A 12676-nucleotide genomic window follows, 5' to 3' on the forward strand; every position below is an offset into this window, starting at 1 on the left:
CACAACCTACTTAGGTGAGCCTAACCTAAAGCACGGGAGAGACACAGAGTGAGCGCCGAGATCTACCGGGATGCCTGGGGCATCCCGCATCTGCGTGCGGACGGCGCGCGTGAACTCGCCTACGCCCAGGGTCTGGTGACGGCACGTGACCGGGCCTGGCAGCTGGAGGTCGAACGGCACCGCGCCCGCGGCACCGAGGCGACCGTGCTCGGCGCCGACTCCGTGCACTGGGACACCTTCGTCCGCCGGGCCCGCCTCGACGACACCGCGCGCCGCTGCTTCACCGCCCTGGAGGACCGCGACCCCGAGACCGCCGACTGGGTACGGGCGTACGTCGACGGCGTCAACGCGGGCCTCGCCGAGGCGGACCTCCCCGTCGGCGCCCCCGGCCGCTGGGAGCCCTGGACCCCGCTCGGCGTCTGGCTGTCCACCCACATCCTGTTCGCCGGTTTCCCCGCCAAGCTCTGGCGCGAGGAGGCGATCCGGCACCTCGGCGAGGAGGCCGTCGGCCTGTTCGCGATCGACGGCCCCGGCACCTCCGGCAGCAACGGCTGGCTGGTGGGCCCCGAACGCTCCGCGACCGGCGCCGCGATCATCGCGGGCGACCCGCACCGGTTCATCGAGGACCCCGGCGTCTACCAGCAGATCCACCTCTCCTGCCCGGAGTTCGACGTCGTCGGCCTCGCCGTCCCCGGCGTCCCCGGTATCGCCCACTTCGGCCACACCGGCACGGTCGCCTGGGCCATCACCAACGCCATGGCCGACTACCAGGACCTCTACGAGGAGCGGCTGCGCCGCACCGGCGACGGCGGCGTCGAGTCCCTGGAACCCGACGGGACCTGGCGCCCCGCCCACCGGCACACCGAGACCGTCGAGGTGCGCGGCGCCGGCCCCGTGGACGTCGAGATCGTCGAGACCGCGCGCGGCCCCGTCATCGCGGGCGGCCCGGACACCCCGCACGCCCCCGCCCCGCTCAGCCTGCGCATCCCGCCCCGCGTCACCGGCGACCTCGGCTTCGCCGCCCTGCTGCCCCTGCTGCGGGCCCGTAGCACCGCCGACGTGGACCGCGCCTTCGACGCCTGGGCCGAGCCGGTCAACGTCGTCCTGGCCGCCGACACCGAGGGCGGCGTCCTGCACCGGGTCGCGGGCCGCGTCCCCGTCCGCCCGGCCGCGAACCGCACCCGGGTCGTGCCCGCGTACCGGCCCGGGCACGAGTGGACCGGCTGGCACGAGACGCCCGACGGCGCACTCACCGACGGTGTCGCCGTCATGGCCAACCAGCGGGGCGTCGCCGCGCCCCTCGGCGTCGAGTTCGCCCCGCCGCACCGCGCGCACCGCATCGCCGCCCTGCTCGCCGGGAAGGAGAAGTGGACCGCCGCGGACATGCCGGCGATCCACATGGACACCCATCTCGCCTCCGCCGGGCCCCTGCTGGACCATCTGGCCGCCCTGCCGGACCTCGGCCCCGAAGCCGCCCGGCTCCGCGACACCCTCCTGGCCTGGGACCGCCGCATGGACGCCGGCAGCACGGCCGCCGCCTCGTACGCGGCGGTGCGCAGCGCGGTCGTCCGCCGGCTCGCCGCGCACCCCGCGTTCGCCGCGCTGACGGCCGTCCCCGACCGCCCCGCGGTCCTGCTGCCCTGGCTCGCCCTCACCCCACGCATCGGCTACGCCCTCGAACACCTCCTGCGCGCCGAGGAGCTGTACGGCGTCGACCGGCCCGCCGAGATCCGCGCCGCCGTCGAGGAGGTGGCCGCCCGGGAGCCGGCCGGGACCTGGGGCGAGACCCACCGCCTGTTCGCCTGGCGGGCGCTGCCCGAGGAGTTCGACGGGCCCGGCCTCTCCGGCGACCACGACTGCGTGCTGTGCACCTCCGCCGTCCCCGGCGTCACCGACCTCGCCGCCCGCGGACCCGCCGCCCGCTACGTGTGGGACCTGGCCCGGCGCGAGGAGAGCCGCTGGGCCGTCCCGCTCGGCGCCTCGGGCCGACCGGACTCCCCGCACCGGCGCGACCAGCTCCCCCTGTGGACACGGGGCGAACTCGTCCCCGTCGTCACCGACTTCGCCCAGCTCACGAAGGAAACCGATGTACGTTCATGAACAGGCCGTCGACGGCTTCGGCACCGTCCGCATCCGCCCCCTCGACGCGCGGGGCGACGCCGCGACCGTGCACGCCTGGGTGCGTGAGGAACGCGCCGTCTTCTGGGGCATGAACGGCCTCGACGAGGACCAGGTGGCGGACGTCTACGCCCACATGGCCACCCTTGACACCCACCACGCCTTCCTCCTGGAGAAGGACGGCACCCCCGCCGGACTCCTCCAGACCTACGACCCCGAGGCCGACCGGGTCAGCGAGTGCTACCCCGTCGAACCCGGCGACATCGGCGTCCACCTGCTGCTCGCCCCCGCCGGACCGGACGGCGCCAGCCCCGGCTGGTCCGGCGCGCTGCTGGGGGCCGTCGCCTCGTACGTCCTGGTGACGCTGGACCGGCGGCGGGTCGTCGTCGACCCCGACGTCCGCAACGCGCCCGCCATCGCCCGGTTCCTCGGCCAGGGGTTCACGGCCGGGGAGCGGGTCGTGCTGCCCGAGATCGACATCCCGGACGTGCACCTGCCCGAGAAGCACGCCCAACTGGCCTTCCTGAGGCGGGAGGTAGCCTTCCCGGCGTGACCCCTGACGAGCTCGTCGCCCACTACGGACTGGAACCGATCCCCCGCGAGGGCGGCCTGTTCGCCCGGACGTGGGCGGGCCCCGAGCGCGCCGACGGCCGCCCCGAGGGCACGGCCATCGTCGCCCTGCTCACCGCCGGGGACCACTCCGCCCTGCACCGGCTGCCCAGCGACGAGGTCTGGCACTTCTACCTCGGCGACCCGCTGGAACTGCTCCTGCTCGCGCCGGACGGCTCGTCCCGCACCGAGGTGCTCGGCCCCCGCGTCGGCGCGGGCCAGCACCTCCAGCTCACCGTCCCGGCGGGCACCTGGATGGGCGGCCGGACCCGAGGGGCCTGGACGTTCTTCGGCTGCACGATGGCACCCGGGTTCACCTACGAGGGGTACGAGCACGGGGACCGGGCCGACCTCGTGGCGCGTTACCCGGGCGAAGCCGACCGGATCACGGCACTGTGCCGTCCATGACACAGCCAGAGAGCTCCCCACGGCTCCTCCACGGGCAGACCGCCCTGGTCACCGGCGCGGGCGGCGGCATCGGCCGGGGCATCGCGCTCGGGTTCGCCGCCCAGGGGGCGGCGGTCGCCGTGCACTGCCGGACCTCGGTGGCGGGGGCGCGGGACGTGGCCGCCCGGATCGAGGAGGCGGGCGGCCGTGCCGTCGTCCTGCGCGCGGACCTGCGCGAACCCGACGACTGCCGGCGGCTGGTCCTGGAGGCCGCCGAGTGGGGCGGCGGACTGACGGCACTGGTCAACAACGCCGGCGTGCAGCCCGTCCGGGCGCTGCCCGGGATGACGGCCGCCGAGTGGCGGGAGGTCCTGGACACCAACCTCACCGGCGTGTTCGCCTGCACCCAGGCCGCCGCCGAGGTCATGCGGAGCGGCGGCTCCGTGACCCACATCGCCTCCGTCGAGGGTCACGCGCCCGCCGTCGGCCACGCCCACTACGCCGCCTCCAAGGCCGCCGTCCTGCTGCACGCGCGCTCCGCCGCCCTGGAGTACGGCCCCTCCGGCATCCGCGTCAACACGGTCTCGCCCGGCCTGATCGACCGGGAGGGGCTCGCGCGGGACTGGCCCGAGGGGGTGCGCCGATGGGAACAGGCGGCTCCGCTGGGCCGGCTGGGACGCCCGCAGGACGTGGCGGACGCCTGTGTTTTCCTGGCCTCGCCGCTGGCCTCCTGGATCAGCGGACAGGACCTGGTCGTCGACGGAGGGGTGTCCGCACGGCCCACGTGGTGAGCAATCCGCCGCCCGTGTCCGTACTGCACCCGGAAGCAATCGCTAAGGCGGGTACTCACGTGGAGCGTGGTCGTGAACGAGGACGGCAGCGACGGCGGCGAGTTCAAGGGCTGGTGCTGCTGGGCACCCTGCTGGTCGTGCTCCTCGGCGGAGCGGGAACGGCGTCAGCGCACGCGGCCCTCCGCTCCACCGACCCCGGGGACGGAGCCGTCCTCAAGTCCGCCCCCCGCCACATCACCCTCACCTTCACCGAAGGCGTAGGCCTGCTCGACGACTCCTTCCGGGTCCTGAGCCCCGAGAACGAACGCGTACGGGTCAGCGACCCCGGCCACGCGCCCGGCCGCTCCGACACGGCCCGGGTGACCCTGCCGGACGGCCTCGGCGAGGGCACCTTCACCGTGGCCTGGCGGGTCGTCTCCGAGGACAGCCACCCCGTCGCGGGCGCCTTCACCTTCTCCATCGGCAAGCCCTCGGCGACGGCCGCGGTCCTGGACACGGGACCCGTGGAGAACCCGACGACCCAGAGCCTCTACAACATCGCCCGCTATCTCGCCTACCTCGCCGCCGCCCTGCTCATCGGCACCGCCGTGTTCCTCGCCGTGTGCCGTCCGGCGGACGCGAGCGTCCTGCCCCGGCTGCTGTGGGCGGGCTGGTGGACGCTCGTCGCGTCGAGCGTCGCCCTGCTGCTGCTCCGGGCGCCCTACGAGGCGGGCACCGCGCCCACCCTCGGCGGCCTCGACCGCACGCTGACGACCCGGCCCGGCCAGGTCCTGCTGGCCCGCCTCGCGCTGCTCGCGCTCACCGCCGGATATCTGCGCTGGGTGCGCCGGTCCTGGACGGCCCGCCCGGCCTGGGCCGCGGGCGGTGTCCTGAGCCTCGGCCTCGCCGTCACCTGGGCCGCCGGGGAGCACGCCTCCGCCGGCATCCAGGTACCGGTGGCCATGGTGTCGTCGGTGCTGCACGTCCTGGCCATGGCGGTCTGGCTCGGCGGCCTCACCGCCCTGGTCACCACCCTGTACCGGGCGCGCACCGTGGAGCCCGGCACGGTCACCCGCTTCTCCCGCCTCGCCTTCGGCTGCGTCACCGTCCTCGTCGTGACCGGCGTGTACCAGTCGTGGCGGGGCCTCGGCTCCTGGAGCGCCCTCGCCGAGACGGGCTACGGCAGGCTGCTGCTGTTCAAACTCGCCGCGGTGCTCCTCCTGCTGGGCGCCGCCGGGCTGTCCCGCCAGTGGACGGCCCGCCTGGCCACCGCCGACGCCGAGACCGTCGTCCGGGAGCCCGTGCTGGTCGGCGGGCCCCCCGCCGCCGGGGAGCGGCCGGAGGGCGCCGGGGAACGGACGGAACGGGACGACGGCGGGGTGTGGCGGCGCGGGCTGCGCCGGTCCGTCGGGGCGGAGGTGACCGTCGGGGTCGTCGTCCTGGTGCTCACCACCGTCCTCACCGGGACCCTGCCCGGCCGGGCCGAGGAGGAGGCGGCCGTCGCCGCGACGACGAGCGGCGCCGGGCTGCCCACCGCGTCCGTGACCCTGGTGCCCTTCGACGTCGGCACCGCGGGCGGACGGGGCCAGGTGCAGATCACCCTGCTCGACGGCCGGGTCGGCGAGAACAAGGTCGAGGCCGTGATCATCGGAGCGGACGGCGGCCTCAGCTCCGTCCCCGAACTCCGGCTCGCCTTCACCCTGAAGTCCCAGGACATCGGCCCGCTCGACGCCAAGCTCACGGACCGCGGCGGCTACTGGGCCACCGACGACCTCAACCTGCCCATCGCGGGCACCTGGACGATGAAGGTGACCGTGCGGGTCTCGGACATCGACCAGGTGAGCGTGACGAAGGACGTGGCCGTCGTCGGCTAGGACGCGCGGCTCAGAACAGCACCTGGACGAGCTGGTACGGCACCATCCACAGCCCGGCGTACAGCATCGCCGTACCGAAGACCGCGACGCCCAGGGTGCGGGCCACCCAGGTGCGGACGGGCAGCCGCGCGGCCACACGGTCCGGCTTGCGCGGATCGTAGGAGACCTGGACCCGTCTCGGGGTGGTGTGCGCCGAGACGGGCTCGGCGGCGCTGTCCGGCTCGCACTCGCGCCGTACGCCCTCCAGGTCGGTGAAGGCGTAGATCTCCTTCTTGCCGGTGCTGTGCGAGCGGGTCGCGAGGACGGTCACGCCGCGGCGGCGCAGGATCGCCCGGTCGTAGAGCGCGGACCCGGCGAGGAAGTAGACGGCCAGGCCGCCGATCAGGGGTTTCGTGCCGAGGACCCAGAGGATCGCGCCGATCAGGTCGGAGTGCCACAGCAGGGTCACGAACCCGGCGGCCCAGCCGCCCCCGAGGACCCCGACCACCGCCCAGATCACCCAGTCCCCGGAGCGCCAGTACGAGGAGCGCGGCGGCGCCTGCTCGCTGACCACCAGACTCTCGCCGTCGACACCGTCCCGGTCCCGGCCCGGAGGCAGCGCCGCGTTCACGGCGGAGACGAACACGGCCGTCTCGGCGGCCTTGCGGTGGGCGAGACGGTAGACGGTCGGCGCGGCGCCCCCGGAGGCGGTCAGCACGACCTCGACGCCGTGCGGGGCGGCCGTCGCGGCGCGGACCTCCTCGACGGCCGCCAGCGGTATGCGTCTTCGGACGCCGTCCTGTTCGAGGAGCAGCTTCCCGTCCTCCGCCCACAGGGCGCCGGAGCGCCCGCGCAGCGCGACGGAGGGGAGGTGCGATGCCTGGTGCGGTGTGGTCATGGCGGCAAACTAGCGGCGCGTTCGACCGGGTGACGGTGATTCGGGTGATCGGTGCCGCTCCGGCACGCCCCGGTCACATTTCCACAAAGGTGTCCGGTACCCCTTGCTCGCTGACAGGACATACGGCTGTCATGACGCCGACGCCGATCCGCACAGGAGTCGCCGCACGCCCGAACCCCCCGGCCTCCGCCCCTGCCCTCCGCCCGAAAGCGAACCACCGTGTCCCTCACCCCCGTCGCCACCGTCCCCATGGACCCGCGCAACGCCCGCGTCCACGAGGAGGGCTGGCAGTCCTGGAGCCCCAGCGGCGCCTACGCCCTGCGCGACCGCCCGCACCGCCCGGCCGGCGCCGACCGGGCGGCGGTGTGCCACCGCCCCGGCACCACCGTCCCCGCGGGCGCCTTCCAGGGCGAGGGCCTGCTCGCCCTCGACCCCGGGGACGGCTCGCCGGTCCGGCTGTGGGCGGCGGCCGACCCGCTGCTGGAGGTGCCGTCGATCCGGCTGGTGAAGGGCCTGGGCGATGTCGTGGAGGTCACGGCCGACGGCCCGGTCAAGGAGTGGACGGGCACCGACTTCCCCTCCCTGCTCGGGAGTTGGGCCACGTCCCTGGCGGTTCCGGCACCGCGCCCGGCCCCCACGGTCTGGTCCTCCCGGTACGCGTACGCCGGCGAGTGCACCGAGGAGGACGTCCACGAGAACCTGCGGGCGATGGACACCCTCGACCTCCCGATCGACGTGGTCCAGCTGGACGACGTCCCCCGGCGGGCACCGGGAGGCTCCGGGTTCCGTTCCCGCTGCGGGGAGGGCCTCGCCGCCACGATCCGCGCCCGGGGCCGCCGGGCGGGCATCCGGACGGCCCCCTTCCTCGTCGACCCCGCGAGCGAACCGGCCGTGGCCCACCCCGAGATGCTGCTGCGCACCCGCGACGGCGGCCCCGTCCACGCCGGCCCCGGCCTGCGCGTCCTGGACACCACCCACCCCGCCGCCGCGGCCCACCTCACCACCGTCTTCCGCGCCCTGCGCGCCGAGGGCCACGACCACTTCACGCTCGACCTCCTCCACGCGGGCGCCCTGGACGGCGTACGGCACGACGACATGGACGCGCTGACGGCGTACCGGGCCGGCGTCCGCCTGATCCGCGAGGCGATCGGCGCGGAGTCCTACCTGCTGGGCTGCGGCGCCCCGCTGCTCCCGTCCATCGGCCTGTTCGACGCGATGCGGGTCAGCCCCGGCACGGCACCCCACCGCCGCCCCGAGGCCGACGACTTCAGCCGGCCCGGCCAGGCCGCCGCCGAGTTCACGGGCGCGTCCCGCCAGTGGCAGCACGGCCGTCTGTGGACCAACGACCCCGACTGCCTCCTGGCCCGCCCCGGGGTGGAGACCCGTGAACGCTGGGCCGCGCACGTCGGGTCGACGGGCGGTGTGAGGGCATCGGGCGACCGGCTCCTCTCCCTCGACCCGTGGGGAGTGGAGACGACCCGCGGGCTGCTGGACGGAGCCGGGGACTGAGAGCCAGTGGGACCAGGAGGACCAGGAGGACCAGGAGGGCCAGAAGGGATGCCGGGCCGCGGGACCGATGAGTTCCGGGGGCCGGTGCGGTCCTACTCCCCGACGGACGACACCCCGCACCACTGCGAACCCGACCGAGCAGGGACGTGAACGAGATGACGACGGAACCCGTGAAGGGCCCCGCGAGCTACTTCCCCTCCATCGAGAAGAAGTACGGCCGCCCGATCGCCGACTGGACCGACCTGATCCGCTCCTCCCCCCTCACCCGGCACATGGAGCTCGTCACCTGGCTCAAGACGGAACACGGCCTGGGCCACGGCCACGCGAACGCCCTGGTCGCCCACACCCTGGCTCAGGGCACGTAGCCGGATGGCCGGTGCCTGCCGGGCTGGAAAGATCACCAGCCATGGAAGCAGCGGACACGGCAGACACGGCAGACACGACGGCAACGGCGGATACGTCGGACACGGCGGGCACAGCGGCGGACGAGCGCCCCGTGGCGCTGGTGACCGGCTCCACCTCGGGGATCGGCGAGGCGGTCGCGCGGCGGCTCGCGGCGGACGGCATGCGGGTCGTCGTGCACTCGCGCCGGAGCGGGGAGAAGGGCGAGCGGCTGGCCGCCGAGCTGGGCGGCACGTACGTCCGGGCGGACCTGGAGGCGGAGGACGAGACCCGGGCGCTGGTCGAGACGGTTCTCGACCGCTGCGGCAGGCTCGACGTCCTGGTGAACAACGCCGGCATCAGCTGGCCGATCCCGCACGCCGACCTGTCCGCCGCCACCCCGGCGGACTGGCGCCGCCTCCTGGAGGTGAACCTGATCGCCCCCTGGATCCTGTGCACGACGGCCCTGCCCGCCCTGCGCGCCGCCTCCGGCACGATCGTCAACATCACCAGCCACGCGGGAGTCCGCCCCAAGGGCTCCTCCGTCCCCTACGCGGCGAGCAAGGCGGCCCTGAACCACGTGACCCGGCTCCTGGCGGCGGCACTGGGCCCCGAGGTCCGGGTGAACGCGATCGCCCCGGGCCTGGTGGACACCCCGATGACGCAGGACTGGACGGATGCGCACGCGCTGTGGCGCACGGCCTCGCCCATGCGCCGCCCGGCCCGGCCCGCGGACGTGGCGGACCTGTTGTCGTCCCTGGTCACGAACACCTACCTCACGGGCGAGGTGATCGTCCTGGACGGAGGCCTGAACCTGAGGTGAACCGGGCCGCGAGGAGCGGCGGACGGCCGGTCAGGCGGCCCTGCCGTTCTCGTCGCTCTCGGAGGAGGAGAAGGCGTCTGTTTCTGCTGCGAAGTCCGGTGCCTGGAAGGGGTCCGTCGCCGGTCGCGGCGACGGGGCCTGGGACTGACGGGGTTGCCCTTCCAGGGCGGAGAACAGCGAGGTCGATTCGATGAGAGGTCTACCTTTCGGACAGGGAGAGTCCCTACAGCTTGGTCATCTTGGTGTACGGGCTCAGGATCCGCATCTGCGTGGACCCGAAGTCCACGAGGGCCGCGATCCCGTCCTCGACGCCGACCACCCGTCCGAGACCGTACATGTCGTGAGTGACCTGATCCCCCGTTTCGAACTGCTTGGGGACCGGCGCGACAGGCGCTCTGAACGGGCTGGTGGGCAAGTGACGCTTCGATGCCGCAGGCTTTGTCATGGCTCAGTATGAGCCCACGAACATCCGCCTCGCTGTGGCCATCGGCACAGATCAACACCACCCGCCGCACGTCCCCCCGGCTGACCTGGCCTTTCGCTCCAGCCCACGCCGAAAACTCACCCCGGGACGAATGCCCTTCTCCCTGACGGGCGCGCACGGCCGGGAAAGAGGCGGCGCGGAGACCGCAGTCGGAGCCGGACAACGTCGAAGGGCCCCACCTCGCGGTGGGGCCCTTCGACATCGTGCCCGGTGAGGCACTGGCGGAGGATACGAGATTCGAACTCGTGAGGGGTTGCCCCCAACACGCTTTCCAAGCGTGCGCCCTAGGCCTCTAGGCGAATCCTCCGCGGCAAACAATACAAGACGTTGAGGAGTGCTCGCGAACTCGTTCCCGCCCCCTGCCATCGGGTACTGTTTGGGCAGCCCCTCACGCGGCGCTATCTGACTGAACTCCCCCAGGGCCGGAAGGCAGCAAGGGTAGGTCGGCTCTGGCGGGTGCGTGGGGGGCGCTTGCGTTCCCGGGAGCGGAGGCGGGCCCGGTTGTCAGTGGGCGCCTATAACCTCGTACGCGTGTCGTCTCTCGCGCTGTACCGCCGTTATCGCCCGGAGTCGTTCGCCGAGGTCATCGGGCAGGAGCATGTCACCGACCCGTTGCAGCAGGCGCTGCGGAACAACCGGGTCAATCACGCGTACCTGTTCAGCGGGCCGCGCGGCTGCGGGAAGACGACGAGCGCGCGCATCCTCGCCCGCTGTCTGAACTGCGAGCAGGGTCCCACGCCCACCCCCTGCGGGGAGTGCCAGTCCTGCCAGGACCTGGCCAGGAACGGGCCGGGTTCCATCGACGTCATCGAGATCGACGCCGCTTCGCACGGTGGTGTCGACGATGCCCGTGAGCTGCGCGAGAAGGCCTTCTTCGGGCCCGCGAGCAGCCGCTACAAGATCTACATCATCGACGAGGCCCACATGGTCACGTCGGCCGGCTTCAACGCGCTGCTGAAGGTCGTCGAGGAGCCCCCGGAGCATCTGAAGTTCATCTTCGCCACCACCGAGCCCGAGAAGGTCATCGGGACCATCCGCTCCAGGACGCACCACTACCCCTTCCGGCTCGTGCCCCCCGGCACCCTCCGGGAGTACCTCGGAGAGGTCTGCGGGCGCGAGGCCATCCCCGTCGAGGAGGGCGTGCTGCCGCTCGTCGTCCGCGCGGGCCAGGGCTCGGTGCGTGACTCCATGTCCGTCATGGACCAGCTGCTCGCCGGTGCGCGGGAAGAGGGAGTGACGTACGCCATGGCGACCTCCCTGCTCGGGTACACCGACGGGTCGCTGCTCGACTCGGTGGTGGAGGCCTTCGCCACCGGTGACGGCGGCGCCGCCTTCGAGGTCGTCGACCGGATCATCGAGGGCGGCAACGACCCGCGCCGTTTCGTCGCCGACCTGCTGGAGCGGCTGCGGGACCTGGTGATCCTCGCCGCCGTCCCGGACGCCGTGGACAAGGGGCTCATCGACGCCCCCGCCGATGTCCTGGAGCGGATGCAGGCCCAGGCCGGGACCTTCGGCGCCGCCGAGCTCAGCCGCGCCGCCGACCTCGTCAACGAGGGCCTCACCGAGATGCGCGGCGCCACCTCGCCCCGCCTCCAGCTGGAACTGATCTGCGCGCGCGTGCTGCTGCCCGCGGCCTACGGCGACGAGCGTGCGCTGCTGGCCCGGCTGGACCGGCTGGAGCGCGGCGTGAACTCCTCCGGGGGCGGCGGCGCCCCCGCCATGGCCTACGCCCCGCCCGCGGGCCACGCCCCTCCCATGGCCCCCGCTCCCGCACCCGTATCCGACGTCCACGCGGGCATGGCCCCCGCGGCCGAGGTGCCCCCCGGCGGGGGCGTCGCCGCCGCCCGGGCCGCCGTCCGCGGCGCCGGTCCGGCCGCCCCCGCGCAGGCCGCGCCGACGCCTCCCGCCCCGGCCCCCGCACAGGCGGCCCCCGCGGCTCCCGCGGCCCCGGCACCCGCGCCGCCCGCTCCGGAACCCGCCGCCCCGGCCGCCCCCGGCGCCTGGCCCACCGCCACCCCGGTGGGCGGCGGCCGGCGCCCCGGCGGCTGGCCCACGGCCGCCCCGGCAGCACAGGCCCAGCCCGCACAGCCCCAGCCCCAGGCCCCGTCGCAGCCCCAGGCCGCCGCCCCCGCGCAGGCCGCCCCGGCGTCGTACGCGCCCCCGGCCGGTGGGATCGACCCGCGGATGCTCTGGCCGAACATCCTGGAGGCCGTGAAGAACCGCCGTCGCTTCACCTGGATCCTGCTCAGCCAGAACGCCCAGGTGGCCGGCTTCGACGGCACCACCCTCCAGCTCGGATTCGCCAGCGCGGGCGCCCGGGACAACTTCGTGAGCAGCGGCAGCGAGGACGTCCTGCGGGCCTGCCTGACGGAGCAGTTCGGCGTGCAGTGGAAGATCGAGCCGATCGTCGACGCGTCCGGCGGCGGTGGCGGCGCCGTACCCCCGCCGGGCGGCTACTCCGGCGGTGGCGGCGGTGGTGGTTACGGCGGTGGCGGCGCGCCCGGCGGTTACCCGCCCCCGGCCCCCGCCCCGGCACCGCAGTCCACGCCCGCCCCGGCCCCCGCGGCCCCGGCGCCTCCCCCCTCCGCCCCGGCGCAGGCCGCTCCGGCCCCGGCCCCCCGGCCCGCCCCGGCCCCGGAGCCGCCCCCGGTCGCCCCCGAGGACGACATCCCCGAGGACGACGACCCCGACCTCAACGAGTCGGCCCTCTCCGGACGGGAGCTGATCGTGCGGGAACTCGGCGCGACGGTGATGGAGGAGTTCACCAACGAGTAGCGGCCCGGCCGTATTCGTACGAACCTCCAGCCGTCCCGCCCCCCGGACCTCGGCGACCCGCACAACCCC

At 74.3% G+C, this 12676-nt stretch carries 11 protein-coding genes, 1 tRNA gene and 1 other RNA gene; 10 read left to right on the plus strand and 3 right to left on the minus strand.

Going from position 1 to position 12676, the window contains the following annotated elements:
• Window positions 1-48: 48 nt before the first annotated feature.
• From ACIPSE_RS16680 to ACIPSE_RS16700, 5 genes are all read left to right on the plus strand, one after another.
• Window positions 49-2100, plus strand: coding sequence for a penicillin acylase family protein (locus ACIPSE_RS16680; protein WP_401662964.1), 2052 nt, complete (start codon window positions 49-51; stop codon window positions 2098-2100).
• Entirely contained in the window at window positions 2087-2671 is a 585-nt protein-coding gene (locus tag ACIPSE_RS16685; RefSeq protein WP_401662966.1) for a GNAT family N-acetyltransferase, read from the plus strand. The genes ACIPSE_RS16680 and ACIPSE_RS16685 overlap by 14 nt, the downstream gene beginning before the upstream one ends.
• On the plus strand, window positions 2668-3135 hold the full coding sequence (locus ACIPSE_RS16690) for a cupin domain-containing protein (RefSeq protein WP_401662968.1): 468 nt from the start codon (window positions 2668-2670) through the stop codon (window positions 3133-3135). The genes ACIPSE_RS16685 and ACIPSE_RS16690 overlap by 4 nt, the downstream gene beginning before the upstream one ends.
• Window positions 3132-3905: an SDR family NAD(P)-dependent oxidoreductase gene (locus ACIPSE_RS16695; protein ID WP_401662970.1), complete on the plus strand. Its 774-nt coding sequence runs from the start codon at window positions 3132-3134 to the stop codon at window positions 3903-3905. The genes ACIPSE_RS16690 and ACIPSE_RS16695 overlap by 4 nt, the downstream gene beginning before the upstream one ends.
• Before the next feature lie 113 nt (window positions 3906-4018).
• Window positions 4019-5758: a copper resistance CopC/CopD family protein gene (locus ACIPSE_RS16700; protein ID WP_401663135.1), complete on the plus strand. Its 1740-nt coding sequence runs from the start codon at window positions 4019-4021 to the stop codon at window positions 5756-5758.
• 10 nt (window positions 5759-5768) lie between these two features.
• Here ACIPSE_RS16700 and ACIPSE_RS16705 read toward each other — a convergent pair whose 3' ends face one another.
• The gene (locus ACIPSE_RS16705; RefSeq protein ID WP_401662972.1) at window positions 5769-6635 is read right to left on the minus strand and encodes a hypothetical protein; all 867 of its coding nucleotides are present in this window, start codon (window positions 6633-6635) and stop codon (window positions 5769-5771) included.
• A 249-nt stretch (window positions 6636-6884) separates the two neighbouring features.
• On the opposite strand from ACIPSE_RS16705, the gene ACIPSE_RS16710 reads away from it, so the two are divergent.
• From ACIPSE_RS16710 to ACIPSE_RS16720, 3 genes are all read left to right on the plus strand, one after another.
• Window positions 6885-8144: an alpha-galactosidase gene (locus ACIPSE_RS16710; protein ID WP_401663137.1), complete on the plus strand. Its 1260-nt coding sequence runs from the start codon at window positions 6885-6887 to the stop codon at window positions 8142-8144.
• Between the two features lie 155 nt (window positions 8145-8299).
• Window positions 8300-8509, plus strand: coding sequence for a DUF4287 domain-containing protein (locus ACIPSE_RS16715; RefSeq protein ID WP_401662974.1), 210 nt, complete (start codon window positions 8300-8302; stop codon window positions 8507-8509).
• Between the two features lie 41 nt (window positions 8510-8550).
• Window positions 8551-9348, plus strand: a complete 798-nt coding sequence (locus ACIPSE_RS16720; protein WP_401662976.1) for an SDR family NAD(P)-dependent oxidoreductase — start codon at window positions 8551-8553, stop codon at window positions 9346-9348.
• Window positions 9349-9571: 223 nt separating this feature from the next.
• Here ACIPSE_RS16720 and ACIPSE_RS16725 read toward each other — a convergent pair whose 3' ends face one another.
• Complete coding sequence (locus ACIPSE_RS16725; RefSeq protein ID WP_401662978.1) at window positions 9572-9793, minus strand: hypothetical protein; 222 nt, start codon at window positions 9791-9793, stop codon at window positions 9572-9574.
• A 258-nt stretch (window positions 9794-10051) separates the two neighbouring features.
• Window positions 10052-10139 (minus strand) — tRNA-Ser (locus tag ACIPSE_RS16730).
• A gap of 72 nt (window positions 10140-10211) precedes the next feature.
• Here ACIPSE_RS16730 and ffs point away from each other — a divergent pair.
• Together ffs and ACIPSE_RS16740 are read left to right on the plus strand one after the other, a co-directional pair.
• An RNA gene (gene ffs / locus ACIPSE_RS16735) (signal recognition particle sRNA small type) lies at window positions 10212-10310 on the plus strand.
• A gap of 53 nt (window positions 10311-10363) precedes the next feature.
• On the plus strand, window positions 10364-12607 hold the full coding sequence (locus ACIPSE_RS16740) for a DNA polymerase III subunit gamma and tau (protein WP_401662980.1): 2244 nt from the start codon (window positions 10364-10366) through the stop codon (window positions 12605-12607).
• Window positions 12608-12676 lie beyond the last annotated feature (69 nt).

It is taken from the genome of Streptomyces sp. NPDC090106 (assembly GCF_044747265.1).
Classification (GTDB): domain Bacteria; phylum Actinomycetota; class Actinomycetes; order Streptomycetales; family Streptomycetaceae; genus Streptomyces.